23 protein-coding genes and 1 pseudogene are annotated in these 24,926 nt (G+C 45.5%); 14 read left to right on the top strand and 10 right to left on the bottom strand.

Going from position 1 to position 24,926, the window contains the following annotated elements; genetic code table 11:
- Positions 1-2 precede the first annotated feature (2 nt).
- Positions 3-1,445 (top strand): DegQ family serine endoprotease, encoded by a 1,443-nt coding sequence (locus tag RS24_RS05100; protein ID WP_021777119.1) that lies wholly within the window; start codon positions 3-5, stop codon positions 1,443-1,445.
- On the opposite strand, the gene serB is transcribed toward RS24_RS05100, so the two are convergent.
- Positions 1,435-2,343 carry a phosphoserine phosphatase SerB gene (gene serB, locus RS24_RS05095; RefSeq protein WP_038300764.1) on the bottom strand — a complete coding sequence of 303 codons (909 nt, stop codon included), beginning with the start codon at positions 2,341-2,343 and terminating at the stop codon, positions 1,435-1,437. The two genes, RS24_RS05100 and serB, sit on opposite strands and share 11 nt — an antisense overlap.
- On the opposite strand from serB, the gene miaA reads away from it, so the two are divergent.
- From miaA to rodA, 11 genes are all read left to right on the top strand, one after another.
- Entirely contained in the window at positions 2,342-3,346 is a 1,005-nt protein-coding gene (gene miaA / locus RS24_RS05090) for a tRNA (adenosine(37)-N6)-dimethylallyltransferase MiaA (RefSeq protein ID WP_021777117.1), read from the top strand. The genes serB and miaA overlap by 2 nt on opposite strands.
- A 59-nt stretch (positions 3,347-3,405) precedes the next feature.
- On the top strand, positions 3,406-5,172 hold the full coding sequence (locus tag RS24_RS05085) for an acetolactate synthase 3 large subunit (RefSeq protein WP_038300762.1): 1,767 nt from the start codon (positions 3,406-3,408) through the stop codon (positions 5,170-5,172).
- Entirely contained in the window at positions 5,169-5,681 is a 513-nt protein-coding gene (gene ilvN, locus RS24_RS05080; RefSeq protein ID WP_021777115.1) for an acetolactate synthase small subunit, read from the top strand. The genes RS24_RS05085 and ilvN overlap by 4 nt, the downstream gene beginning before the upstream one ends.
- An 82-nt stretch (positions 5,682-5,763) precedes the next feature.
- Positions 5,764-6,774: a ketol-acid reductoisomerase gene (gene ilvC / locus RS24_RS05075; protein ID WP_021777114.1), complete on the top strand. Its 1,011-nt coding sequence runs from the start codon at positions 5,764-5,766 to the stop codon at positions 6,772-6,774.
- Between the two features lie 143 nt (positions 6,775-6,917).
- A complete protein-coding gene (locus RS24_RS05070; RefSeq protein ID WP_021777113.1) occupies positions 6,918-7,853 on the top strand; it encodes a LysR family transcriptional regulator in 936 nt (311 codons plus the stop codon).
- Positions 7,854-8,172: 319 nt separating this feature from the next.
- Positions 8,173-9,765, top strand: coding sequence for a 2-isopropylmalate synthase (locus RS24_RS05065; RefSeq protein ID WP_021777112.1), 1,593 nt, complete (start codon positions 8,173-8,175; stop codon positions 9,763-9,765).
- A gap of 70 nt (positions 9,766-9,835) precedes the next feature.
- The gene (locus RS24_RS05060) at positions 9,836-10,876 is read left to right on the top strand and encodes a rod shape-determining protein (RefSeq protein ID WP_021777111.1); all 1,041 of its coding nucleotides are present in this window, start codon (positions 9,836-9,838) and stop codon (positions 10,874-10,876) included.
- A 15-nt stretch (positions 10,877-10,891) separates the two neighbouring features.
- Positions 10,892-11,809, top strand: a complete 918-nt coding sequence (gene mreC / locus RS24_RS05055; RefSeq protein WP_021777110.1) for a rod shape-determining protein MreC — start codon at positions 10,892-10,894, stop codon at positions 11,807-11,809.
- A 17-nt stretch (positions 11,810-11,826) separates the two neighbouring features.
- Positions 11,827-12,378, top strand: a complete 552-nt coding sequence (gene mreD / locus RS24_RS05050; protein WP_021777109.1) for a rod shape-determining protein MreD — start codon at positions 11,827-11,829, stop codon at positions 12,376-12,378.
- A gap of 5 nt (positions 12,379-12,383) precedes the next feature.
- Complete coding sequence (gene mrdA, locus RS24_RS05045) at positions 12,384-14,303, top strand: penicillin-binding protein 2 (protein WP_021777108.1); 1,920 nt, start codon at positions 12,384-12,386, stop codon at positions 14,301-14,303.
- A complete protein-coding gene (gene rodA / locus RS24_RS05040; protein ID WP_021777107.1) occupies positions 14,300-15,424 on the top strand; it encodes a rod shape-determining protein RodA in 1,125 nt (374 codons plus the stop codon). Before mrdA ends, rodA begins: the two co-directional genes overlap by 4 nt.
- Positions 15,425-15,434: 10 nt before the next feature.
- Here the strand turns inward: rodA and grxC are convergent, their stop codons facing one another.
- The 9 genes and pseudogenes from grxC to RS24_RS04995 all read right to left on the bottom strand — a co-directional run bounded on the left by grxC (position 15,435) and on the right by RS24_RS04995 (position 23,302).
- Complete coding sequence (gene grxC / locus RS24_RS05035) at positions 15,435-15,692, bottom strand: glutaredoxin 3 (RefSeq protein ID WP_021777106.1); 258 nt, start codon at positions 15,690-15,692, stop codon at positions 15,435-15,437.
- Positions 15,693-15,864: 172 nt separating this feature from the next.
- Positions 15,865-16,014, bottom strand: a complete 150-nt coding sequence (locus RS24_RS09960; RefSeq protein WP_157833784.1) for a hypothetical protein — start codon at positions 16,012-16,014, stop codon at positions 15,865-15,867.
- 141 nt (positions 16,015-16,155) lie between these two features.
- Positions 16,156-16,383, bottom strand: coding sequence for a cold-shock protein (locus tag RS24_RS05030; RefSeq protein ID WP_021777105.1), 228 nt, complete (start codon positions 16,381-16,383; stop codon positions 16,156-16,158).
- A 503-nt stretch (positions 16,384-16,886) separates the two neighbouring features.
- Positions 16,887-17,908, bottom strand: a pseudogene (gene hemH, locus RS24_RS05020) (ferrochelatase).
- A gap of 4 nt (positions 17,909-17,912) precedes the next feature.
- Positions 17,913-19,148 carry a 5-aminolevulinate synthase gene (gene hemA / locus RS24_RS05015; protein ID WP_021777102.1) on the bottom strand — a complete coding sequence of 412 codons (1,236 nt, stop codon included), beginning with the start codon at positions 19,146-19,148 and terminating at the stop codon, positions 17,913-17,915.
- A gap of 108 nt (positions 19,149-19,256) precedes the next feature.
- Positions 19,257-19,481 carry a hypothetical protein gene (locus RS24_RS05010; RefSeq protein ID WP_021777101.1) on the bottom strand — a complete coding sequence of 75 codons (225 nt, stop codon included), beginning with the start codon at positions 19,479-19,481 and terminating at the stop codon, positions 19,257-19,259.
- A 157-nt stretch (positions 19,482-19,638) separates the two neighbouring features.
- Positions 19,639-20,808 (bottom strand): acyl-CoA dehydrogenase family protein, encoded by a 1,170-nt coding sequence (locus RS24_RS05005; protein WP_021777100.1) that lies wholly within the window; start codon positions 20,806-20,808, stop codon positions 19,639-19,641.
- Positions 20,808-22,022, bottom strand: coding sequence for an acyl-CoA dehydrogenase family protein (locus tag RS24_RS05000; protein ID WP_021777099.1), 1,215 nt, complete (start codon positions 22,020-22,022; stop codon positions 20,808-20,810). The genes RS24_RS05005 and RS24_RS05000 overlap by 1 nt, the downstream gene beginning before the upstream one ends.
- Positions 22,023-22,165: 143 nt before the next feature.
- Positions 22,166-23,302 carry a ferritin-like domain-containing protein gene (locus RS24_RS04995; RefSeq protein ID WP_021777098.1) on the bottom strand — a complete coding sequence of 379 codons (1,137 nt, stop codon included), beginning with the start codon at positions 23,300-23,302 and terminating at the stop codon, positions 22,166-22,168.
- A 185-nt stretch (positions 23,303-23,487) separates the two neighbouring features.
- On the opposite strand from RS24_RS04995, the gene RS24_RS04990 reads away from it, so the two are divergent.
- Both RS24_RS04990 and RS24_RS04985 read left to right on the top strand, forming a co-directional pair.
- Entirely contained in the window at positions 23,488-24,426 is a 939-nt protein-coding gene (locus tag RS24_RS04990; RefSeq protein ID WP_021777097.1) for a calcium/sodium antiporter, read from the top strand.
- A 9-nt stretch (positions 24,427-24,435) separates the two neighbouring features.
- Positions 24,436-24,924, top strand: a complete 489-nt coding sequence (locus RS24_RS04985) for a GNAT family N-acetyltransferase (RefSeq protein WP_021777096.1) — start codon at positions 24,436-24,438, stop codon at positions 24,922-24,924.
- The last annotated feature ends 2 nt before the right edge of the window (positions 24,925-24,926 follow it).

Here is a 24,926-nt window from a genome sequence, read left to right as displayed (position 1 = left end):
TTATGAGACGAAATATATCTTCCCGCTTTAAAAATATGGTTCGTTTGTTCGGTTTTGGTCTGTTGGCGATTGTCGCCTTCGCCCATGTCGCTGCCGCGCAAAATATGCCGCAAAGTTTCGCCGATATTGTCGAAGATTTAATGCCTGCAGTGGTGAATATCTCCATTAGCACGACGGTTCAAAACCCTCCTGGGATACAAATGTCCCCTTTCGAGGATTTTTTTGAAGAATTTATGGAACGTGATGAAAAAGAGCCGTCGAAAAAACGTCGTGTCTCTTCTCTTGGGTCTGGCTTTGTTATTGATCCGTCAGGCATTGTTATCACTAATAATCATGTGGTTGAAAATGCCGAGGAGATTATTGTTAATTTTTCAAATGGTGAGAAATTCAAAGCTGAGTTGCTCGGGCGCGATCCGAAGACTGATCTGGCGGTGTTAAAAGTCATTACAGACAAAAAGCTGCCCTTTGTAAAATTTGGTGATAACACCAAAGCTCGTGTGGGAGACTGGGTTATTGCCATTGGCAATCCTTTCGGCCTCGGTGGGTCGCTTTCTGTTGGTGTTATTTCAGCGATTAATAGAGACATCAATTCCGGCCCCTATGACAGCTATATTCAGACTGACGCTGCAATCAATAAAGGTAATTCAGGTGGCCCGCTTTTTAATCTGGATGGTGAGGTTATTGGCGTCAACACGGCGATTATTTCACCCACGGGCGGGTCAGTTGGTATTGGCTTTTCCATTCCTGCAGATATGGCGCAAATCGTAATTACGCAATTACGTGAATATGGTGAAACACGGCGTGGCTGGCTTGGTGTGCGTATTCAGCGCATTACAGAAGACCTTGCGGAAAGCCTTGGCCTTTCAAAGCCAAAAGGCGCGCTTGTTTCAGAAATTATTCCCGGCGGCCCAGCTGATGAGGCAGGTATGAAGCAGGGCGATGTTATTCTGTCATTTGACGGTAAAGAAGTCGCCGAAATGAGGGACTTACCGCGTATTGTGGCAGAAACACCGATTGATAAGGCTGTGCAGGTTAAAGTTCAAAGACGTGGAAAGGTTGTGACACTTAAGGTAAAGGTAGGGCGACTTGAAGAAAGTAATCAACTTGCCGAGACTCAACCAGCCAATCCGAAAAAGCAAACCAATCAACCGGGATTAAAACTTCTTGGGCTAACGCTAGAAACGCTTGATGCTAAGACACGCGCGCGTGCTGGTCTGGATGATGACAAGGAAGGTGTGTTGATTGCTCAAGTTGATGCGGATAGCTCAGCATCAGAAAGCGGTGTAAAGTCTGGCGATATTATTGTTGAGGTGGATCAAACGAGTGTCGCCAAGCCCCAGGATGTTGAGGATTTGGTCAATAAAGCCAAAAAAGCAGGTAAAAAGTCGATTCTGGTGTTGATGCACACTCCGCAAGGTTTGCGGTTTGTCGCCATTAAGATTTAAACTGGATTTCTTCAGCCTGATAGCCCTGGAGATAAAGCAGGGCTGTCAGGTCGCCATGAACAATGCTGAAATCGGCGGCATCTGCCACCAGTGGCTTTGCTCGGAAAGCGACACCCATACCCGAAAGTTTGAGCATATCAAGGTCATTTGACCCGTCCCCGACGGCAAGGGTTTCAGCGGCGGGCAGATTTTTTTCATCACACCAGCTTTGCAAACGTGCTGCCTTGGCTTCTCTGCCGAGAATAGGATCGATAACCTTGCCGGTTAAGTGATCCGCTTCTATCTCAAGCTGATTGCAATGGCAGGCATCAAAATTTAACTGAGCTGCGATCTTATCTGCAAAAAACGAAAACCCGCCCGAGACCAGTCCACAAAAAACATTATTCTGCTTCAGCGTTGCCAGAAGTGTTGCCGCCCCGGGCATGAGAGTCAAATCATCATGGACGTCCTGTAAACTCGTTGCCGGAAGACCAGCGAGCAGGGAGACACGTTCTCTCAAGGCAGGCTCGAAGTCTATCTCACCCCGCATAGCACGACTTGTAATGTCAGAGATTTTATTACGGAGATTAAGCCTGTCTGCCAACTCGTCGAGGCACTCCTGTTCGATAATCGTGCTTTCCATATCGGCGATAAGGAGTTTTTTTCTGCGCCCCTCAGATGATACCAAGTTGAAATCGACAGGCAGGTCAGAAAAGTTTTCTCTTAAAGCGGTAATTTTATTTTCGAACTCTGAGGTGGAGATGTTGAGAGGTATCTCATAAGCAACCCCCTCATTTAGACAGGTCACTGTTTCCTCTTGCTCTCCCAGATGAAGTGAGATGCGCGCCACCAATTCATTTGTTAAAACGGGGGATGCTGGGTTACATGTTAAAACCAGATAATAGGGTTTCTTGTTCATGAATCTGTCCGTCACTTCGTCACCAGATGTATTATCGGCTCATGCGGATCAAAACCGCGCCGAGATTATTCTTATTGCAGGTGCAACCGCCAGCGGCAAGTCTTCTCTTGCACTTGCTATTTGTTCTGAGATTGCGCGTACGGGCAGGCAAGCCTGTATCATTAATGCCGACTCAATGCAGGTCTACCAAGAGATGCAAGTGCTGACTGCCCGACCAACAAGGGAAGAAGTAGAACAATGTCCTCATGAATTATATGGGCATGTCTCAGCCAGAGATGAATATAATGTTGGGCGTTGGTTATCTGAGGCGCAGGCGGCTATTGCCAATGTGAAAGAAGTTGGGCAGATACCAATTTTAGTTGGCGGTACGGGGCTATATTTCAAATGTCTGACTGAGGGAATTGCTGATATTCCTGATATTCCTGATGATATTCGAAAGGCTATACGTGCGCGGCATGAGGCAGAGGGGACGCAAGCTTGTCATGCTGCCCTGAAGGAAATTGACCCGCAGGCTTATCAGCGCCTTGAGGCTACTGACCCCCAGCGTGTTTTAAGAGCTTTAGAAGTCTATGAAGCGACCGGCAGAAGCCTATCGGATTGGCAAAGTGACCCCGTTACCCCGCCGATTAAAGCTTCAATGTTGAAGATTTTACTCATGCCGTCTCGCGAATGGCTTTATGCCAGATGTGACAGACGATTTGAGGCCATGATAGCTGGGGGGGCGTTGGAAGAGGCTTCTAAAATGGCAGATTTGGGGCTTTCGGACACACAGCCCGCAATGAAAGCTCTAGGACTAAAAGAGTTGCTCGCGCTTGGGAATAATGAGATAAGCCATGAGGAAGCTCAATCTGCGGCGCAACAAGCAACCCGGCGGTATGCCAAAAGGCAAATGACGTGGTTTAGGAATCAGATGATTTCGTGGAATAGTGTTTATGAGCAAGAATATTACAATAATACATCAATTTTCTTATCGAATATTATAAAAATGCTTGACCTAGACTAAAATCTTGCATAGTTTCCCCCAGAAATTACCAGACTTAAAGCTGAAAGATGGGTAAGAGAATGAGTGATCAAAAGACTGATCAGATGACTGGTGCAGAAATTGTTATCAAAGCCCTAAAAGATCAGGGTGTAGAGCATATTTTTGGGTATCCTGGTGGTGCTGTTCTGCCGATATATGATGAAATTTTCAAGCAGGACTGGTTGCATCACATTCTTGTTCGTCATGAGCAAGGAGCGGCTCATGCTGCCGAAGGCTATGCACGCTCTGCGGGAAAATGTGGTGTTTTATTGGTAACATCTGGCCCGGGCGCGACAAATGCGGTTACTGGTTTAACCGATGCACTCATGGACTCAATTCCACTGGTTTGTATTACCGGACAAGTGCCAACACACCTTATCGGTTCAGATGCGTTTCAGGAGTGTGATACTGTGGGTATCACACGTCCATGCACAAAACATAATTACCTCGTTAAATCAGTTGATGAACTTGCGGAAATCATGCATGAGGCATTTTATATCGCAACTTCCGGTCGGCCTGGCCCTGTTGTGATTGATATTCCGAAAGACATCCAATTTGCGCCCGGGGCTTATATGTCACCCGAGAAAGTCTCCAAGGTCAGCTATCAACCGCCCAAAAAAGGCGATTTGAATGGTATTCGTGAAGCCGCAGAACTAATTGCTTCTGCTAAAAAGCCAGTTTTTTACACCGGTGGCGGTGTGATCAATGCCGGCCCAGTGGCTAGTAAATTATTGCGAGAGTTTGTTGGTCTCACGGGCTATCCAATTACTTCAACGCTTATGGGGCTGGGAGCGTTTCCTGCCAGTGACGACCAATGGCTCGGCATGCTCGGCATGCATGGCACTTATGAAGCGAATATGGCGATGCATGATTGTGATGTCATGATTAATATTGGTGCACGCTTTGATGACCGGATTACGGGTCGGCTTGATGCATTTTCACCAAATTCGAAAAAAATTCATGTCGATATCGACCCGTCATCCATCAATAAAACCGTTCACGTTGATGTACCGATTGTCGGTGATGTCGCCCATGTTTTGGAAGATATGATCCGTATCTGGAAGGAAACGGCCTGTTCCCCAGATAAAAAAGCGATTGCAGATTGGTGGCAAGAAATTGACGGCTGGCGAAAGGTTAACTCTCTCGGCTTTGAAAAAAGTGACACCATCATCAAGCCGCAATATGCCGTTCAGAGGCTCTATGAGCTTTCCAAAGGCAAAGATGTTTATATTTCTACGGAAGTGGGGCAGCATCAAATGTGGGCGGCCCAGCATTTCCATTTTGAAGAGCCTAACCGCTGGATGACTTCGGGGGGGCTGGGAACAATGGGCTATGGCTTGCCAGCAGCCATTGGGACTCAAATTGCACATCCAGAAGCGTTGGTTATCGATATTGCTGGCGAGGCCTCCGTCCTTATGAATATGCAGGAAATGTCGACTGCGGTTCAATATAATTTGCCGGTTAAAATATTTATTTTGAATAATGAATATATGGGCATGGTGCGTCAGTGGCAGGAGTTGTTGCATGGCGGACGTTATTCGCACAGCTATTCCGCGGCGTTGCCCGATTTTGTAAAGCTTGCTGAAGCGTATGGTGCGACTGGGATACGGGCGACCAACCCCGGTGAGCTGGATGAGGCGATTACGCAAATGATTAATACGCCGGGTCCAGTTATTTTTGATTGTGTTGTTTCTAAAGATGAAAATTGCTTCCCGATGATCCCGTCAGGTAAAGCGCATAATGAAATGATACTCGCCGGAGAGCCAGCAGATGTTGAGGTTTCCGAAGAGGGCAAGGCACTCGTATGATGAATGATCAATCTATTGAAGCGCACACGCTTTCAGTTTTGGTGGAAAATGCTGCCGGGGTGTTGGCGCGAGTCATCGGCTTGTTCTCAGGACGCGGCTATAATATTGAAAGCCTGACCGTTGCCGAAGTTGACGGCGAAGCGCACATGTCGCGCATCACAATTGTGACCAGTGGTTCGCCTATGGTGATTGAACAAATTAAAGCTCAGCTAAGTCGCATTGTGCCGGTCAGCCGCGTCACGGATTTAACCGTTGAGGCTGAAGCAATAGAGCGAGAAATGGCGCTTGTTAAAGTTGCGGGTATCGGAGAAAAAAGGGTTGAGGCCCTGCGCGTGTCTGAAAGCTTCAGGGCGCGCGTTGTAGATACCACGCATGAATCATTTGTGTTTGAACTGACTGGCGCAAAATCTAAAATTGATGCATTTGTTCATCTCATGCGTCCTTTGGGTCTAAAAGAAGTTTCAAGAACTGGCATTGCGGCGATTGCTCGTGGGCCGGAAGCAATGTAAAAGCTTTACATCATTAGCTTTCAAATTCAGATAATTACCTATAAATCTACTGAAAATATAAAGACCAGACGAGGAGACAAAAATGGATATGCTATATGACCGCGATGCGGACACAGACCTTATTAAATCCAAAAAGATTGCCGTTATCGGTTATGGCTCTCAGGGCCATGCACATACACTAAACTTGCGGGATAGTGGTGTTGCTGAGATTTGTGTTGGATTACGGCCTGATTCGTCTTCCGTTGCTAAAGCACAGGCCGAGGGTATTGAGGTGAAATCAATCGCTGACGCAGCAGCCTGGGCTGATATCGTCATGATTCTGACTCCAGATGAACTGCAAAAAGATATTTATAATACGCATATCGCCAACAATATCCGTGAGGGTGCGGCTTTAATGTTTGCTCATGGACTGTCCATTCACTTTAACCTGATTGAGCCGCGTGCTGATCTTGATGTTCTCATGGTTGCGCCAAAAGGTCCGGGTCACACGGTGCGTGGCGAGTATCTGCGGGGTGGCGGCGTACCATGTCTGGTCGCTGTGCAACAGGATGCTTCTGGTACAGCGCGTGATATTGCTATGTCTTATGCCTGTGGGCTGGGTGGTGGTCGCTCAGGAATTATTGAAACCAATTTCAGAGATGAGTGCGAAACGGATCTCTTTGGTGAGCAAGCGGTTCTCTGCGGTGGTGTCGTCGAACTGATTAAAGCCGGTTATGAAACGCTTGTTGAGGCAGGTTATCCGCCTGAAATGGCTTATTTTGAATGTCTCCACGAGGTCAAGCTCATTGTTGACCTGATTTATGAAGGTGGCATCGCTAATATGAATTACTCTATTTCAAACACGGCTGAGTTTGGTGAATATGTTTCCGGCCCGCGTGTTGTGACGTCTGACACCAAAGCTGAAATGAAGCTTATTTTGGAGGATATTCAGTCAGGCAAGTTCACCAATCGTTGGATGCAGGGTGGTCAGGAAGAAATCAAGAAGTTCCGTGAGGATATGGCAGCACACCCAATTGAAGAAGTTGGCGCTAATTTGCGTGAAAAAATGCCATGGATTTCGTCTAATAAATTGGTTGATCAAACCAAAAACTAAGTTATTTCGCCAAAATCAGGCTATTTTAGGCCTGATTTACACTATTTTCGGAAAAGGCAGCAATTTTGCGGCCTTTTTTGTTTGCGCAAATATTGCATTGCATAATTGTAGTTTTGCATAAATAAACTTGTTATCTTGCAATTATGCGAAGACTTGATTGGGATGATTTAAGGTTTTTTCTTTCTGTGGCCTCCAATGGTACGCTATCGGCTGCCGCGCGCGACTTAACCGTCAATACAACGACGGTATTGCGCCGCATTGCAAGCCTTGAAGATGCACTGTCAGCGCGCCTTTTTGACCGTACGCGCTCTGGTTATCACCTGACAAAAGAAGGTCTGGTTTTGCAGGAGTTGTTACTGCCCGTAGATCAGCGACTATCTAGCCTTCAGCGTGATTTTCAGGCGGCCCATGCCGGTGCTAAGGGACGAGTAAAGGTCAGTGCGCCTGAGACTATCACAGGCACCGTATTGGCGGGCGGGATGTGTGAATTTGCCGATAAATATCCAGATATTGAGTTAAACTTATTAGGTGAAATATCCCAGCTTCAAGGTATTTCTGTTCAGAATCCAGTGTTGAGGGATGTTGACTTGGCTATCCGTATGGCGCGACCAACGCAAGGAGATATGTTGGTTCGCAAACTCGGGGATTTAGCTTTTGGCCTTTATGCACACCAAGATCGCGCTGCATCGTTTAATGATGGTGTTGAAATTACGAGTCCAGAGAAGTTAGCAGATGAACCACTCATCGGTTTTGATGAAGATGCCATGCCAACTGGCCCTGTTTGGTTTTTATCCCGTGTTGAGAAATCTATGAAACTCGTGACGCGCGCCGCAGGGGACAGAGCCAGACTGCAAATGGTCAAAGAAAATATGGGGTTTTCAGCCTTGCCCTGCATCATGGCGGATGCTGAACCAGAATTGCAGAAAGTTGCGGGCCCCGAGATGGTTGGATCTTTGGAACTCTGGTTGTTGGCGCGGCGTGATTTGGCTCAGTTTCCTCATGTCCGAACGGTCATGGATTTTATCATTTCACGGGTTAGGTCTTTGCGACCGGTACTTTCTGGGAATACGGGTTCATAAAAAACTTGGGAGTAAATAAAGTTGCTTGCAATCCTTATTTTCCATGTATAAACAATATTTTGGTCAGTTTATCTGAATTGGTTTTTTATGATGTTCATAAATACAAATATATCTGCGCATTTCAACGGTATTGCCCATGTGCCTACCAAAGGCTTTGCGCTATCCTTTATTTGTTTGAGAACGTCATTACTATCAATTTCAGCAGGTCATCTCCTAATCAGCCCCTGAGGTCAAGGCAGGCAATGCCGGACGCTCAGGGGTCATTTTGGAAATTATGATTACCTGGCCCGGCTTAGGGCTAAATTGAAGGATTAAAACGATGACACGAAATATTAGTGAAGAAAATACTCAAGAGATACGCGACAGTTCCGACCGCGTGTTGATATTTGATACAACCCTGAGAGATGGCGAGCAGTCCCCAGGCGCATCCATGTCGCTGGAAGAAAAACTTCAGATTGCTGAAACATTAGACGCAATGAGTGTCGATGTTATTGAGGCTGGTTTTCCGATTGCTTCAAATGGTGATTTTGAAGCAGTTCAAGAAGTTTCAAAATTAGTTAAAAAAGCGACGGTTTGCGGTCTTTCCCGCGCTGGTGCGAAAGATATTGACCGCGCGGCAGAAGCATTGAAACCCGCTGAAAATATGCGGATCCATACCTTTATTTCGACATCCCCAGTTCACATGAAGCATAAATTGCAAATGGAACCTGAGGCCGTTCTTGAGGCCGTGGCCTTCAGTGTTGACCATGCGCGTGGTTACACAGATGACGTTGAATGGTCAGCTGAGGATGCGACCCGTACAGATAGAGATTTTCTTTGTCAATGTGTAGAGGTGGCGATTAAAGCTGGAGCGACCACTATCAATATTCCCGATACTGTTGGCTACACCCTGCCGCAGGAATATATCGAGATTATTACCATGCTGAAAGACCGCGTGCCGAATATCGATCAGGTGGTCTTGTCCACGCATTGCCATAATGATTTGGGTCTTGCGGTCGCTAATTCGCTCGCTGGTATTCAGGCTGGTGTCCGACAGGTTGAATGCACGATTAACGGGCTGGGTGAACGTGCTGGTAATGCAGCACTGGAAGAAATTGTCATGGCCTTGAATGTACGTTCGGATTTAATGCCACAATGGACTCAGATTGAGACAACGCATCTCGCAAGAGCTTCAAAGCTGGTTTCCAATGTCACAGCTTTCCCCGTGCAATATAATAAAGCTATTGTCGGTAAAAATGCCTTTGCACATGAAAGCGGTATCCATCAGGATGGCATGCTGAAAAACAATCAAACCTATGAGATAATGTTGCCAGAGACGGTGGGTATCAACAAATCTTCGTTGGTTATGGGTAAACATTCGGGTCGCCATGCCTTCCGCGAAAAAATCACGGCTTTGGGGTATAGTCTTTCGGATAATCAGATTCAGGATGCCTTCCAGCGGTTTAAGGATTTGGCAGACCGTAAGAAGCATGTTTTTGATGATGATATTGTTGCGCTTATTGACGATGAGGTCGCGCATAGTAATGACCGCATCAAAGTGATGTCCTTGCAGGTTGTTGCCGGCACTAAAGGGCCGCAAAAAGCGGAGCTCGAACTTGAAATTGATGGTGAGATACAGCGTGCTGAAAGCACTGGCGATGGTCCGGTTGATGCGACCTTTAATGCGATTAAAGAGTTGATTCCGGCAAAGGCTCGCTTGCATCTTTATCAGGTGCATGCGGTTACGCAGGGGACGGATGCGCAGGCAGAGGTGAGCGTGCGTCTTGAAGAGGACGGTAAAACGGTTACAGGTCGCGGTATTGATACCGATACGCTTGTCGCTTCTGCAAAAGCCTATGTAAGTGCGTTGAACAAGCTGAGTGTCAAAAGGTTGCGTCAGGCGCCGGATGATATCGCTGCGTTACAAATTTGAGGCAATGCTGGACACTATGTTAAGCTGACGCTAAGGGTTTAATTCAAATAAGTAAAACTGGATATAAGATATGCTTGATAATTTTCTGGGAATGTTTTCCGCCGATATGGCAATTGATTTAGGAACAGCTAATACGCTGGTTTATGTTAAAGGGCGTGGCATTGTTCTTAATGAACCATCAGTGGTAGCAATTTTTAACAATGCAGGCAGAAGTCAGCTTTTAGCTGTTGGTGACGAGGCTAAACTTATGCTCGGGCGGACGCCAGGAAATATTCAAGCTATTCGACCGATGCGTGATGGGGTAATTGCAGATTTCGATGTAGCTGAGGAAATGATTAAGCACTTTATCCGCAAAGTACATAACCGTAGAACATTTGCAAATCCTCAAGTGGTTATTTGTGTACCTTCCGGAGCTACTGGAGTTGAGCGTCGTGCTATTCAGGAAAGTGCTCTTTCTGCAGGGGCCAGACGTGTATATTTAATTGAAGAACCAATGGCTGCTGCCATTGGAGCAGGTCTGCCAGTAACGGAACCTACCGGATCTATGATTGTTGATATTGGTGGAGGTACTACCGAGATTGCTGTTCTGTCTCTAGGCGGCATCGTGTATTCACGTTCAGTACGTGTAGGTGGCGATAAAATGGATGAGGCAATCATCGCATATATCCGACGTCATCATAATCTTTTGCTAGGTGAGTCCAGTTCCGAGCGTATTAAAAAAGAAGTTGGTTCAGCTGCTATATCGGACAATGGTAAAGGTGTGAGTATAAATATAAAGGGCCGAGACTTGATGAATGGTGTGCCGCGTGAGGTTGCTATTTCACAAAGTGAAATTGTTGAAAGCCTCTCCGAGCCTGTTGGTCAAATTATTGAGTCCGTAAAAGTTGCTTTAGAAGCCACTCCACCAGAACTCGCAGCCGACATAGTCGATAAGGGTATTATTCTTACTGGCGGAGGGGCTTTGCTAAAAAATTTAGACAAGGTTTTACGTGATGAAACCGGACTGCCTGTGAGCATTGCCGATGAAGCGCTTTCCTGTGTGGCATTAGGGACAGGGAGAGCGCTTGAGCATATCAAAACTATGAAACACGTCTTATCAAGCGTTTACTAAGTTTCGAGAAGGCTTATGTCATTAGATAATAAAGGCATAGGACGTAAGGGGGGAATATCCGGTCGCGGGTCCGTCTTGTTTCTTGTTATATTGGCCCTTTTGCTGATTTACATTACTGAAAGCGGTCCAAGGCTTTTAACGTCGATACGCCAAGTTACCTATGATCTGATTGCACCTATCACAGAGTTTATGGGGCGTCCTGTCGTAGCCTTACGCCGTACCAGTAGCGCTCTGACGGATTACACAGATCTTATAAATGAAAACGCCAAACTTAAAGCTCAGTTAAATGAACTTCTTGCCTGGGAGGATCGCGCGTTACGCCTTGAGGCAAAAATAGTGCGATATGAGAAACTATTAAATGTCAAAATTGATGGTCAATATAATTTCAAAACTTCCAGAGTTGTTGCAGATTTAGGTGGTCCATTTGTTAGAACAGTTTTGATTAATTCAGGGGAAGATGATGGAATTCGGGTTGGTCAGGCAGTCTTTGGGGCTTCAGGGTTTATTGGGCAAGTTGTTTCGGTTGGCAATTCATCCAGTCGTGTGCTTTTGCTTACCGATCTAAACAGCCGTATTCCTGTTCAAATTGAGCCTTCAGGCTTGCAGGCAATTTTGACTGGGGATAATACTAATGAACCCATTCTCAATTTTTATGATGACAAAGAAGTTCCTGAAAAAGGAGCGCGTGTCGTAACCTCTGGTTACGGGGGGCGCATATCTCCGGGGCTGATAATTGGGACCGTAGACGTCAATCGTCAGGGACAAGCCCGTGTGAAGCTGAGAGAGAAAATCTCGAATATGAATTATGTGCGTGTTCTGGACTATAAATTTGTTGAAGCTCCTGAAGAGGAAACGCAACTCCCTGAAGCTCTTAAAATAGCGCCTCAAAACAGCGAGGGGCAACAGACCAATAATAAAATCGAAAGTCCATAACTGGTTAAGTGGTAGAAATGAGTTTTAGAGAAAAAAATTATCGTCAGATAATTGCACGCTCCTCGGAGGGTAATCGTTTTGCTTTGACTTTATTCACCTTAGCCATCGCAGTTTTTGTTATTCTGTTTTCAAAAGTGCCATTAATTCAAATTTTTAGTGTCATTCCCCATCCATCAATCATTTCCATAGCTATATTTTACTGGAGTTTGAGTGACCCAGAGCGACTTTCAATATATTCGCTTTTTTTTATTGGGCTATTTGCTGACTTATTATTGATCTCACCTATTGGTGTAGGCTTTCTTATCTATTTGGGTTTGCATTATTTTGTCATTGCTCAGCGAACCACTTTGTTAAATAGCGGGCTGACAGCTAAATTGGCATTTTTTTCCTTGGTTATGATTTTCTTATATTTCATCGTTTTCTTTTTGGCATGGTATTCTCACGGTTCTTTCCCAGCGGTAAAAACGATTATCGTGCCCTGTTTAGCAACAATAATTTGCTTTATTCCTTTTTATCGACTGTTTGAAATAATCGATAATCTCGTATTTCCGTCAGGTTTGAGGGGATAGGCGGCATGTATTCTTACGAACCAGATACTCAGATATTTTCCCGCCGCGCCATGATTTTGGGAGTAGGTCAACTTGGCCTATTTGGTCTGTTGGCAGCTCGTTTGCAATATTTGCAGGTAACTCAGGCGGACCAATATGGCATTCTGGCAGAAAATAACCGTGTCAATATTGGTCTTATCGCGCCCTTGCGCGGCAGAATTCTTGATCGCTACGGTCAAGAAATTGCAACCAACCGTCCCAATTTTCAAGTGGTCATGATTCCCGAGCAAACCAAAGACCCGATTGAAACTTTGCGGGTCCTTGAGAAGTTGGTGCCTATTTCACCGTCGCGCCGCAAGCGTTTATTAAGGGATATTCCTAGAAGCCGAGGGTTCGTTCCATTTACAGTAGCTGAGAATCTCGAATGGGAGCAATTCGCTGCTATTAACCTAAATCTGCCTCACCTGCCCGGCGTGGAGCCACAAGTTGGTAAACTTCGGTATTATCCTCAAGACGATATTTTTTCACATATGGTCGGCTATGTTGGGCGACCTGATGGGCGTGATCTGCGGAGAGATGATCCACTGCTTAAAGTGCCCGGCTTCCGGATCGGTAAAAGTGGTGTTGAAAAACAATTTGATGACAAGCTTCGTGGTTCGGCAGGCAGTCGTCGTGTTGAGGTTAATAATGTTGGTCGTGTCATCCGGGAACTGGCGCGCAACCCAGGAATCCAAGGCGCAGATTTGACGATGTCTATGGATAGCGCTCTGCAAAACGAAGCTATTAGCTTACTGGGTGAGCAAAGCGGTTCTGTTGTTATGATGGATGTGAATAGCGGTGAAGTTTTGACTATTGCTTCTGCGCCGACATTCAACCCTAATCAATTTACAGTAGGTCTCAGCCAAAAAGAATGGGATGGCTTGCTGGATGATCAGCGAAAACCTCTTATCAATAAGGCGATTGCGGGCCAGTATGCGCCCGGTTCGACGGTCAAGATGCTTATCGCTATAGCTGGGTTGGAAGAGAAAGTTATTACCCCAGAAGAAAAGATTGTCTGTGAAGGTCAATATGAGCTTGGCGGCGATACGTTCCATTGTTGGGAGCATGAAGGGCATGGTCCTATGAACATGCATGATGCCATCACAAATTCCTGTGATGTTTATTTCTATGAATTAGCGCGACGCCTCGGCATTGATCCGATTGAAAGGGTTGCCAAGAAGTTTGGGCTGGGTAGGCCGTCTATTCCTGGGGCATTTGGGGAGAAAAAAGGTCTTATTCCTGGCCGAGACTGGAAGCGCGCCAATCTGGATGCTGCATGGCAAACAGGTGAAACTCTTATTGCTGGTATCGGGCAGGGTTATATGCTGGTTACGCCAATTCAGCTTGCGGTTATGACTGCGCGCCTCGCCAATGGTGGTAAGGCCGTCACGCCTCAGCTTTTGATGAATCCTCAAAATGCTTCTAATACCAATGATGACCTTGTTTCAGTTGATGCCAATGGGGCCGAAAATAATGACATTCAAGTTGATCCGGCGCATCTCAAATTAATGCATAAAGCCATGACGAGTGTTGTGAATGATCCGGATGGTACGGCTTTCGGATCTCGTTTTAATCTCAGTGGTGTTGCATCTGCAGGTAAAACGGGTACGGTTCAAGTACGCCGAATTAGTAAGGATGAGCGCGAGTCGGGCATTATTCCAAATGAGGAGCTTGATTGGCATTTGCGTGACCATGCTCTCTTTATAGGTTTTGCGCCTGTTAAAAATCCAAAATATTCTGTCGCCGTAGTTGTTGAGCATGGTGGGAGTGGGTCAAAAGTTGCGGCTCCAATCGCACAGAAACTCTTAAAAATGGCTCTGGAACGTGATCGCCAGCCGCTCAAAATCAAAACCGCGAGCGGCGCTAAGTTCAATAAGACGAAAAAAAATACGGCGGGTACAGCATGAGTCAGTTTCTTTCTCCGCGGCTTAATTCGTTTCAAGGGCGTTTGGCATCGTTAAATTGGCTCCTTGTGGCTCTTATTACCTCTATCAGCTTGATTGGGGTGATGATGTTATATTCGGTTGCAGATGGCTTTGAGCCTTGGTCAATCCGTCATTTGATCCGTCTGATTGTTGGGCTGGCCTTTATGATTACCGTAGCGATTCTTGATATTAAGTTTTGGTTTCGCATAGCCTATTTTGTTTATGTGATTGGTTTACTCGCTCTGTTATCGGTTGAATTTTTGGGTGACCAGATGATGGGTGCAAAAAGATGGCTGGATTTGGGATTGGTGACGATTCAACCATCCGAGCCTATGCGTGTGGGCCTGATGCTGGCACTGGCGCGTTATTATCATAATCTACCATTTGAACATATATCCCGCCCACAATGGCTGGCATTGCCGCTTTTGATGATTATTGTTCCTGCATTTCTTATTTTCAAACAACCTGATCTTGGCACATCTGTTCTCTTTTCTTTGACCGGGGTGAGTGTTCTTTTCCTTGCTGGTTTAAGTTGGCGTTATTTTTTCGCCGGTGGATTAGCCCTCATACCAGCAGGCTGGATAACATGGAATATGTTGCTGGATTATCAGAAGAAACGGGTTTTGACGTTTCTTGACCCCAATACAGATCCGCTCGGTTCCGGGTATCACATTCTTCAGTCCAAAATTGCCATCGGCTCAGGTGGACTAACCGGCAAAGGTTTCATGCAGGGCACGCAAAGTAATCTAAATTTTCTGCCGGAAAAGCATACGGATTTTATCTTCACGATGTATGCAGAAGAAATGGGGCTTTACGGAGCCTTAATTTTGTTGGTGATGTATTTGATAATCTTGCTGATGGGTTATCTTATCGCCACTCAAGCTCGTAGTGCTTTTGCCCGTATCTTGGCAATGAGTATTAGTGTTTCGTTTTTTATCTATTTGTTTGTGAATGTTGCGATGGTTATAGGGTTGCTTCCGGTTGTGGGCGTGCCGTTGCCGCTAATGTCTTATGGCGGGACATCCATGATGACTGTGATGTTTGGTATGGGACTGCTATTAAATGTTCAGGTCAACAGATATACGGAATTATCTGTCAAATAATGTAGCAAATTCACTCAGAGAGGAGTGTGTCCAATTCGCCTGTATTTTCAAGCGCATAAAGGTCATCACAACCACCAATATGTGCCTCGCCGATGAAAATTTGAGGCACTGAGGTTAGCCCATTTAGCCGGTCTTTAAGTGCTGCACGGCCAGGGGCATCGCCGGATAAATCCACTTCAGTAAAGGCTAAGTTTTTCTTGGTCAAAAGGTCTTTTGCTGCAAAACAGAAGGGGCATGTATTCGTCGTGTAAATCTCAATTTTTTTCATAATGTCTATAAGTTTATATCTATGAAGCGTGGTGTGATTAGAAAGGGGAGAGGGATAAGAGCCATTGGCTTTCGAGACCTTCTTCCCGAAAATGGTGAAAGCTTAAATATGCGTCTGAACTTGTCATTATAAGAAATTTGGTATGATTGGCATATTCAACAAGTAGGACTGCCTAGAATTTTGGAACATTTTCACCGATGAATACGCTTCGTACAGCGCCTCTAAACAAAATTTGCCCATCATAATCAGGCAAGATGGCCTCTACACGCTTTCCGTATTCTGCATAGGATGCTTGGTTTTTAAATAAAAGCAGATTTAGCATTACAACTTTATCGTTGCTGTTACCTGCCTTTAAGGCGTTGACCTGTTCTTCTGTAGGATAAAGGGAAATGACACAACCTCATATTTAATGAGATTGTATCATATTTATTATAGAGACAAAATAAACAGGTTTAGCTCTAAACTAAACAGCCTCTTGTTCTTCCCCGACAAGTTCGAGATTTCCTGCGGCAAGTTTGCCGTTTTTACTCTCGATCATTTGGTATTTTAATCTTTGGCCCTCAACAATCAGACGTAATCCAGATTCTTGTACTGCAGTAATATGCACAAAAGCATCAGGTGTCCCATCATCGGGTGTGATAAAGCCATAACCCTTGACGGTGTTGAACCATTTAACGATACCAGTATTCATTGTATTCTCCGTGCCCCCAATATTTGGGAGTGCTTAAAGAGCGGAAGGATGCCATCAAGCCGCTTTTAGTTAGGCGCACCCACAATAGAGTTAGATCACCTATAGTAAAAGTCCAATTAATTTCTTGAAAAAAATTTGCGAGGGAGGAATTGCTTAACGAGCCTACGAAAAATAATAACGCCGAGTAACAACACAAGATAGCGTGAAAGTATTTCTCCAAGTGAGACGGAAAGCAAAAAAGACAGCATATCAAGGGTTTGAAGATCCCCGTCAGGTCTCAAATTAAATAAAATCGATTTGGCTATCAAGGTGAAGGAAACTGCTATTAAAGCCGCTAATAACGGATTACTTGGTCTTCGAAATAGGCCCATGAGTAATACAGCCAGTATAAGAAGCAAAATTTCTTTCTGGGTAACGGGTAATGTAAGCAGCGGGTACCAATAATCTTTCATATTTATTCCATTACCGTGAACAATGAGGAAATACAAGTCGGGTAAATTTAATTAGGCAATCCATCCCGCAAGTTCAGCATGTGCTAATTGAGCTAAAAGTTTAACACTTTCTGGTGAACTATTGAGACATGGGACGGTTGTAAAGTTTTCACCACCCGCCTCAATAAAAGTTTCGCGTGCCTCAATAGCAATTTCTTCGAGTGTTTCAACACAGTCAGAGATAAATCCTGGCGTAATAACGGCAATATTTTTATAACCTGCTTCACCAAGTTCACGAAGGGTCGTTTCGGTATAAGGTTCAAGCCATTTTGAAGGGCCAAATCGCGATTGGAATGTCAGCTTGAAATTATCCTCACTCATGCCGAGTTTTTCACGCAATAGACGGGCGGTTTTGGCGCAATGGCAATGATAGGGATCACCTTTCTCAAAATAGGCAACGGGAAGGCCGTGAAAGGAAGCGATAAGATAATCAGGTTTCCAATCTAACTTCGAGATGTGCTTTTTGACCGATTTCGTCAAAGCATCAATATAGGACGGGTGGTCATGCCAAGGGCCGGCAGTTCGTAAAGCGGGTTGCCAGCGCATCTTAAGCAGACAACGGAAAACCTCGTCATTCACGCTGGCAGTCGTGCTGGCGCTATATTGCGGATAAAGCGATATCACAGAAATTTGAGTGCAACCGTCAGCGCGGAGGCTCTCAAGGCCTTCGGCAATTGATGGATTTCCATAACGCATTGCCCAGGTAACCTGCACATCGATTTTTCTTTTTTATACAGCTTGCTGATGCCTTCGGCTTGTTCGCGTGTATATCGTCTTAAGGGGCTTTCATGTGTTTCGGAGTCCCAGATTTTTGCATATGCGCGTGCAGATTTACGCGGGCGCGTGTTTAAAATTATGCCACGTAAAATTGGCTGCCAGATGATAGACGGGGCTTCAATAACACGCTTATCGCTGAGAAATTGCTTGAGATAAGGGCGCAGTCCTTTTGTGTCGGGGCTGTCGGGTGTACCGAGATTGACCAGCAATAGTCCGGTTTTTCCATAGGCGACATCAGGATGCGTATCAGGTAACATTTACTCAAATAGCTTCAGCCAGACGCCCCTTGGTCAAAGACGCAATATCCAACGCTTCCCAGACTTCGGTTACTGCATTTACCAACTCGTCAATCATAGCGTCATCATGCAGAGGCGACGGAGTAATCCTTAGGCGTTCAGTGCCTCTAGTAACCGTCGGGTAATTGATTGGCTGAATGTAAATACCATGCTTTTCCATAAGACGATCAGAAGCGGCTTTACATAGTACGGGGTCGCAAACCATAAGTGGCACAATATGGGTTTCCGTTGGTAAAATCGGCAATTTCGCTTCTGTAAGTTTGGCTTTAAGCTTAGCGACTTGTTCCTGATGTTTTTCTCTCAAATCATTGGCTGTTTTGAGGTGACGAATACTCGCGGTTGCCCCGGCGGCAATGGCTGGAGGCAATGAGGTGGTGAAGATAAAGCCTGGGGCATAGGAGCGTATTGTGTCAATTATAGTGGAACTCGCGGTTACATATCCACCCATAATACCAAAAGCTTTCGCAAGCGTACCTTCGATAATATCGACCCGCTCCATTAGCTCTAACTGGTCGGCAATGCCGCCGCCCCGTTTGCCATACATACCAACAGCATGAACCTCATCTAGATAAGTGAGGGCGTTATAACGCTCTGCAAGGTCACAGATTTCCTTGATTGGGGCAATATCGCCATCCATGGAATAGACGCTTTCAAAGGCAATAAGTTTTGGACGTAACTCACCAGCCTCTTTCAGCAACTGCTCAAGATGTTCCAAATCATTGTGGCGCCAGATGCGCTTGGTCGCGCCGGAGTTCTTCACACCGGCAATCATGGATGCGTGGTTTAGTTCATCAGAAAGTATCAGGCAGTCCGGAAGGACACGGCCAAGCGTTGAAATAGTAGCTTCATTGGATACATAGCCAGATGTGAAAACAAGTGCGCCTTCTTTATTGTGGAGGTCGGCAAGTTCTGTCTCAAGTTCGATGATGAGGTGATGTGTGCCAGAGATATTGCGTGTGCCGCCTGCACCTGCACCCAAGGTTTCAATGGCATGTTTCATGGCTGTGGTAACATGCTGATTTTGGCCCATGCCAAGATAGTCATTTGAACACCAGACGGTTATTTCACGAGGCGGATTATGAGAATAATCCAGAGCCTTAGGAAAACGTCCAACTTGACGGGCGAGGTCTGTAAAAATCCTATATCGCCCTTCTTCGTGAAGTGCTTCTAAGGCTCTATTAAAATATCTGTCGTAGTTCATTATACCAAAACTTTTACGTTAAATTTTTTTGTTAAAGTAAATGCTGTAACTGTGACGGGCAAGTAAGATATCGATAACAGTCTTTATGCCGCAGTTTGGGTTTCTGGGTTAGTCTCTATCGCGCACAAATGTCACGGCGTAAAAGGGCTCTCCCTCGAAAAGATCATGAGGCTCTTGCAGGCCCTCAAGCATCTGAAAACGCCTTTGAACAATACTGCCTTCCATACGATAGCCTTTTTCAGCCATGTGGCTTCTGTGGAATTCCATAGCAGCAGGGGTGAAATCCTTGGCTAAAACAGTTATGCGTTCACGTTCTTCATTCTCATCAGACATAAATTTACCCCGATATTTGTATTTGAAATTGCTTTATACCACTGACATCAACGACACAAAAGGGGCAAATTGCCCTATCTGTACAGGATATATGGATTTATAGGTTTGGTGGGCTTTTGGAAAGTCTACCTCAATAACTGGATATACAAGTCAAAGTCTAGTAACCATTGAGGCGGGCATACCGCTCACGGTGAAAGCGCGGGTCTCCTAAAAGCTGTAACTGAACGCGCGCTCTTTTCATAAATAGGCCGATATCAACATCATCCGTCATGCCAATCCCACCATGCATTTGCAGACCTTCATTCGTTACTAAAGTTGACGCTTCTCCGAGGCGCGCTTTTGTTAAGCTTGCCAGACGGGCAATCTGATTGCTTTTTTTATCACTTTGGGAAAGTGCAAAAGTTACAACCGCTTTGCAAATTTCGATTTCACTAAACATGGCTGATGCGCGATGGCGTAGAGCCTGAAAACTCCCAATCGGCACACCAAATTGTTTGCGTTCTTTGAGATATTCAAGCGTGCGTTCAAAAACTTCATTGACGCCACCCAAGATTTCAGCAGACAACAGTATGCGGGCTTGATCCAGCGCGCGCTCAAGAGGTGCGGCACCATCATCAATCGTGCCAATAACCATATCGTCAGAGACAGTAAGGTTTTCACAGGTGACTTCAGAACTATTTCTGGAGTCGACCATTTTGGAGCGTGAAACTTTCAAGCCCTCTGCGTCGGCATCGACCAGACAAAGGGAGAGGCCATTTATATCGCCTTTTTGACCACTACTGCGTGCCACGATAATCAATTTATTAGCAATATGACCATCGAGCACAAAGGTTTTGCGCCCGTTGAGAACAAAACCACCGTCTTTTTTCTCGGCACTCATCGAAACAGCTGCAGGGTTATGATGGCCTGACTCTTCAAGGGCTACCGCGACAATCATTTCACCTGCAGCAATAGCTGGAAGAATGGCTTGTTTCTGATTTTCTGAAGCTGCTTCAAGCAGAATAAGTGTTGATAAAATCGAACTGGAAAAAAGTGGGGTAGATGCAAGAGTTCGCCCAGCTTCCTCCATTACCAGACCCATACCAGTGACGCCAAAATCCGTTCCACCATAGGCTTCGGGAATAAGAATACCCGCCAAACCTAACTCTGCTGCTTGTTTCCAGACCTCGCGGTCAATGCCGTCTACGCTCTCCTCATCGCGAAGTTTACGCAGATTACTAATTGGCACTTGCTCGGAGAAAAACTGTTTTGCTGTGTCGCGCAACATTGTTTGTTCTTCACTAAGGATGAAGTCTGTTTTGGGTTGTTCGGTGTTCGCGGTTGTCATTAGGCCTGACCCCCTTCAGGAAGATCAAGCACCCGCTTGGCGATAATGTTAAGCTGTACTTCTGTCGTGCCGCCCTCAATAGAGTTCCCTTTTGAACGCAGCCATTGTGGCGAAATGCTCATCACGTCTTGATTATGACCTTCGCCTTCAGTGGTAAGTGCATCGGTTCCGAGAAGCTCAAGTAGTATTTCAAAACGACGCTTATTCATCTCTGAGCCGTAATACTTAAAAATAGAGGCTTCAGCCCCAATACCATGACCAGCTTTAGCCAATTCACCTGTACGGCGGAGGGTTAGGCCGAATGCCTCTTCATCCATTTTGTGTCTAGTAACCGTGTCGCGGAGGGTCGGGTGGGCAATCATGCCGTCTAACTCGCCAAAGACTTCTTTTGCCAGTTCCTCCATGCCGCCAAGTGAGGCCTCGCCAGCGCCCATATTCATTTCTGAAATCATAGCTCTTTCGTGCTCCAGCAGACGCTTGGCGATAGTCCATCCCTTATTCAACTCCCCGACTAAGTTTTCTTTTGGTACTTTAACATCTGTCAAGAAGGTCTCACAGAATGGTGAACTGCCGGAGATGAGTTTAATTGGTCTGGCTTCAACACCTTCAGTTTCCATATCAATCAATAAAAATGAAATGCCATCATGTTTGACGCTAGTATCAGTTCGCACGAGGCAAAAAATCCAATCGGCTTTATTAGCGTAACTCGTCCATACTTTTTGACCATTAACGAGATAATGATCGCCCATATCTTCTGCCTTTGTTTGAAGGCCAGCAAGATCTGAACCCGAACCCGGCTCAGAATACCCCTGACACCAACGGATTTCGCCGCGCACGATGGGCGGAAGGTATTTTTGTTTCTGTTCCTCTGAAGCAAATTCTAATAAAGCAGGACCAAGCATCCAGATACCAAAACTCAGCAAACATGGACGAGCATCAATGCGCCTTAGCTCTTGTTGGAGGATTTTATTTTCCTCTTTGGTTAGGCCACCACCGCCATATTCAACAGGCCATGTTGGTGCTGTCCATCCTTTTTCGGCCATTCTATCCATCCAAACCTTAGTGTCTGGATTGGGATAAGAAGCGTTACGACCGCCCCAAGGTTGTTCATCCCCTCCACTAGCAAAATCAGGCATAGGTGTGCGCATAGAGGCAGGACAATTTTCTTCAAGCCAAGCTCTAGTTTCATCTCTGAATTTTTCAAGGTTACTCATAAATTTACCTCCCGTACTTAGCTTTACACGCCATCGTATAATGTCCAAAATAATGGCAGACAACGTGCATATATGACAAGCATGTAGCCTATCATTTAAAATTATAAAAAACCTGCGTCAAAAAGGCTCGGAGGATATCCGTCTTACTCTGCAGCTGTTTGGCTAAAGTTGAAGACGGGTCCGTCATCTCCGTTAATAGCCATAAGATATTTGATGCCTTCTTCGGCTATTTCATCTCCGACCATGGACGTGCCTTCGGCTTCCAGTTCAGATAAATCCACAAAAGGTGCATATTTAGAGGCTGTGCGATCCGTGATGATACCGGCATTGAAAAGCGTTTTGACAAGCACACGGAAAATATTGTCATTATCTGACATGCGCCGTCTGATTTCATCATTGGTCAAAGCGTCAATAAACCTTTCCTGAACCATTTTCCAGTCGAGACCTAGCGCTTCATATGTGGGCTTTTTCTGCTCTGGGCTGGAAAGATTATAGAGAAGGACATGGAAAACCTCCCACGACCAGTCTTCTATTTTGTCTCTTTCTTCCGGTGAAATATTAGGGATGGTTCTATCAGCCCAAATTTTACCAAATTTATGGTGGAATGCCTCATCCGTCATGACAAGTTGCATGAGCTTTGTTAAAAGCGGGTCATTACCCTGACGATAGAAGGTGGCGAAAGCCCCCATGGCAAGTCCTTCAACAAGCATTTGCATGCCAACGAGTTTTTTCCAGACAACTTTGGAATTTACAAGTTCATTCAATAAGTTACCGAGTGCGGGGCCGACAACCATAGGCTGTCCCCAGCGGGCGTGAATATATCTTGAGAAACCGGCGACATGCCTAGCTTCTTCGCGTGTTTGATTCGCGGCATATTCCTGCGCGCCTGGGTCTTTCAGGATATGACAGAGGCTTGAAGACAGATTCAAAGCGCCTTGTTCGCCGTGGAGAATTGAGGAAAGCGACCAGTGAACATTCATATTCACCAATCTGATTTTATCTTTTTCGTTCAGTAAATCGCCAATGACCCTAAGATCAACATCCTGATCCGGGTTTATCATATATTCATTCTCAACATCGAAAGGCACTGAAAAATCAATATATTTGGTGTCCATAGGATCCCAAAAATGATTATGCGTTGCTGAAATGATTTTATCGAAAGCTGTCGTCCGGTCATTATAACGATCCACTTCAAGCATAGCGTTGAAGTCAGACGGGTCTACAGATTGATAAACAAGGTCGGCGGTAATTTCCGTTTCTTCGAGATTATGATTTTCCATATCATGCTCCTGAATTTTCTTTTGAGGATAACGCCTAATTCGTGATAAGCGCAAGTTAAAAAATGACGCCTGCGTCATTTTTTGCAATTCAAGGTTGTTTTTCAATAGTGATTGGTCTTTAAAACGATAGCATGTAGGGTGCATACGCATTGGAAAGATAATTTTAGAAGCAGGCGCAATCGGCAATGTTTGAAGCGATATTATTGGTGCTTGGTGGATTTGTTCTTCTCGGCGGGGGTGGCGAGGGACTCGTTTCTGGTGCTGTATCGCTGGCAGACAGGCTCAAAGTCCCACCACTCATTATAGGTCTTACGGTTATTGCTTTTGGGACGTCGGCGCCTGAATTAACCGTGTCTATTCAAGCAGCATTTCAAGGTCAGCCAGATATTGCCGTAGGTAATATTATTGGCAGTAATATTTCTAACATGTTGCTGGTTCTTGGCATCTCGGCTTTGATTCAGCCAATTATTGTAGAGGGTAAAGAGTTGAATCGTGATGGCATATTTATGTTGCTGGTCACATTGGGCTTCTGTTTTGTTGCTTTCTACGGCGATATTACCCGCTTGGTTGCAGTGGGCATGGTTGGGGTAATTGGGCTTTACACGGTTTATCTTTATCGGCTGGGTAGTGATGAGGATGCCACTCAAGAGGTTTCTGAAAACCCGCTGGCGGGTGCAAGTGTCTTTGTTTGTCTCGTTATACTTGCGCTGGGGACGATTGCAGTTGTCTGGGGTGCGGATTTATTGGTCAAAGGTGCTGTGATTCTTGCCACGGAATTCGGTGTTTCAGAGGGCGTTATCGGGTTGACGGTCGTCGCGATTGGAACGTCACTGCCAGAACTTGCAATTTCAATACTTGCCGCATTGCGCGGTCATGCAGCGCTGGCGGTAGGTAATATTGTGGGGAGCAATATTTATAATATTCTTTTGATTTTAGGTGTTACCGGATTGGTGCATCCTATCGCGATTGCACCTGACTTCTTATTAATAGATATTTGGATGCTTCTTGGGGTTTCCGGTTTGACAGTTTTCCTTCTCAGTTGTCAGCAAGGCATAAGTCGGGTTTTTGGGGGATTATTTCTCGCAACATATATAATCTATATTGGATTTCTTTTTGGTGCTTAAGGCGCGTTCATGGCTTTCGAAATTAAACAAACTCCATCTGAATTGGAAAATGAAAAATTATCCCTAACATCTAGAATTTTAGGGCCGGGTCGGGTGGTGCGTATGGCTGAGAGATTGCGTGAGACCAATCAGCAAATTCCTGAATTGAATTTTTGCGCTATTTCGGGTGAGGAAATGATTGGTGGGATTGCCTATTGGCCAATTCAAATTGGTGCGACACCTGCGCTACTTCTTGGGCCGCTGGTTGTTAATTCTGAATGGCAGGGCAAGGGGGTCGGGCGTGGCCTAATAGCGACCACGCTTGGCGTTGCTGAAAAGCTTGGACATGGGTTGGTTTTGCTTGTCGGTGATTTGTCTTATTACGGTCAGTCAGGTTTCGTGATAGCCCCGTCAGGTTTGAAATGCCCAGGTCCCGTGGATGAAAACCGCTTGCTGATTTATGAGATAAAGTCGGGAATTGCAGCAGATCTATCAGGCAGTGTTTCAGTCGCCAGCTAAGC

Origin of the sequence: Candidatus Micropelagos thuwalensis (genome assembly GCF_000469155.1) — a bacterium.
GTDB lineage: Bacteria > Pseudomonadota > Alphaproteobacteria > RS24 > RS24 > Micropelagius > Micropelagius thuwalensis.
The sequence above is the reverse complement of the archived record's forward strand: the minus strand, read 5'-3'. Positions and strand labels throughout refer to the sequence as shown.

Bases quoted from the DNA above. Each gene is read 5' to 3' on its own strand.
- RS24_RS05010 (WP_021777101.1), bottom strand. From the start codon at position 19,481: ATGTCTGATGAGAATGAAGAACGTGAACGCATAACTGTTTTAGCCAAG.
- RS24_RS04995 (WP_021777098.1), bottom strand. From the start codon at position 23,302: ATGGAAAATCATAATCTCGAAGAAACGGAAATTACCGCCGACCTTGTT.
- ilvN (WP_021777115.1), top strand. From the start codon at position 5,169: ATGATGAATGATCAATCTATTGAAGCGCACACGCTTTCAGTTTTGGTG.
- RS24_RS05000 (WP_021777099.1), bottom strand. From the start codon at position 22,022: ATGAGTAACCTTGAAAAATTCAGAGATGAAACTAGAGCTTGGCTTGAA.
- mrdA (WP_021777108.1), top strand. From the start codon at position 12,384: ATGTATTCTTACGAACCAGATACTCAGATATTTTCCCGCCGCGCCATG.
- RS24_RS04985 (WP_021777096.1), top strand. From the start codon at position 24,436: ATGGCTTTCGAAATTAAACAAACTCCATCTGAATTGGAAAATGAAAAA.
- RS24_RS04990 (WP_021777097.1), top strand. From the start codon at position 23,488: ATGTTTGAAGCGATATTATTGGTGCTTGGTGGATTTGTTCTTCTCGGC.
- RS24_RS05065 (WP_021777112.1), top strand. From the start codon at position 8,173: ATGACACGAAATATTAGTGAAGAAAATACTCAAGAGATACGCGACAGT.
- hemA (WP_021777102.1), bottom strand. From the start codon at position 19,148: ATGAACTACGACAGATATTTTAATAGAGCCTTAGAAGCACTTCACGAA.
- RS24_RS05005 (WP_021777100.1), bottom strand. From the start codon at position 20,808: ATGACAACCGCGAACACCGAACAACCCAAAACAGACTTCATCCTTAGT.
- RS24_RS05070 (WP_021777113.1), top strand. From the start codon at position 6,918: ATGCGAAGACTTGATTGGGATGATTTAAGGTTTTTTCTTTCTGTGGCC.
- miaA (WP_021777117.1), top strand. From the start codon at position 2,342: ATGAATCTGTCCGTCACTTCGTCACCAGATGTATTATCGGCTCATGCG.
- mreC (WP_021777110.1), top strand. From the start codon at position 10,892: ATGTCATTAGATAATAAAGGCATAGGACGTAAGGGGGGAATATCCGGT.
- grxC (WP_021777106.1), bottom strand. From the start codon at position 15,692: ATGAAAAAAATTGAGATTTACACGACGAATACATGCCCCTTCTGTTTT.
- RS24_RS05100 (WP_021777119.1), top strand. From the start codon at position 3: ATGAGACGAAATATATCTTCCCGCTTTAAAAATATGGTTCGTTTGTTC.
- RS24_RS05030 (WP_021777105.1), bottom strand. From the start codon at position 16,383: ATGAATACTGGTATCGTTAAATGGTTCAACACCGTCAAGGGTTATGGC.
- RS24_RS05085 (WP_038300762.1), top strand. From the start codon at position 3,406: ATGAGTGATCAAAAGACTGATCAGATGACTGGTGCAGAAATTGTTATC.
- serB (WP_038300764.1), bottom strand. From the start codon at position 2,343: ATGAACAAGAAACCCTATTATCTGGTTTTAACATGTAACCCAGCATCC.
- ilvC (WP_021777114.1), top strand. From the start codon at position 5,764: ATGGATATGCTATATGACCGCGATGCGGACACAGACCTTATTAAATCC.
- RS24_RS09960 (WP_157833784.1), bottom strand. From the start codon at position 16,014: ATGCTAAATCTGCTTTTATTTAAAAACCAAGCATCCTATGCAGAATAC.
- RS24_RS05060 (WP_021777111.1), top strand. From the start codon at position 9,836: ATGCTTGATAATTTTCTGGGAATGTTTTCCGCCGATATGGCAATTGAT.
- rodA (WP_021777107.1), top strand. From the start codon at position 14,300: ATGAGTCAGTTTCTTTCTCCGCGGCTTAATTCGTTTCAAGGGCGTTTG.
- mreD (WP_021777109.1), top strand. From the start codon at position 11,827: ATGAGTTTTAGAGAAAAAAATTATCGTCAGATAATTGCACGCTCCTCG.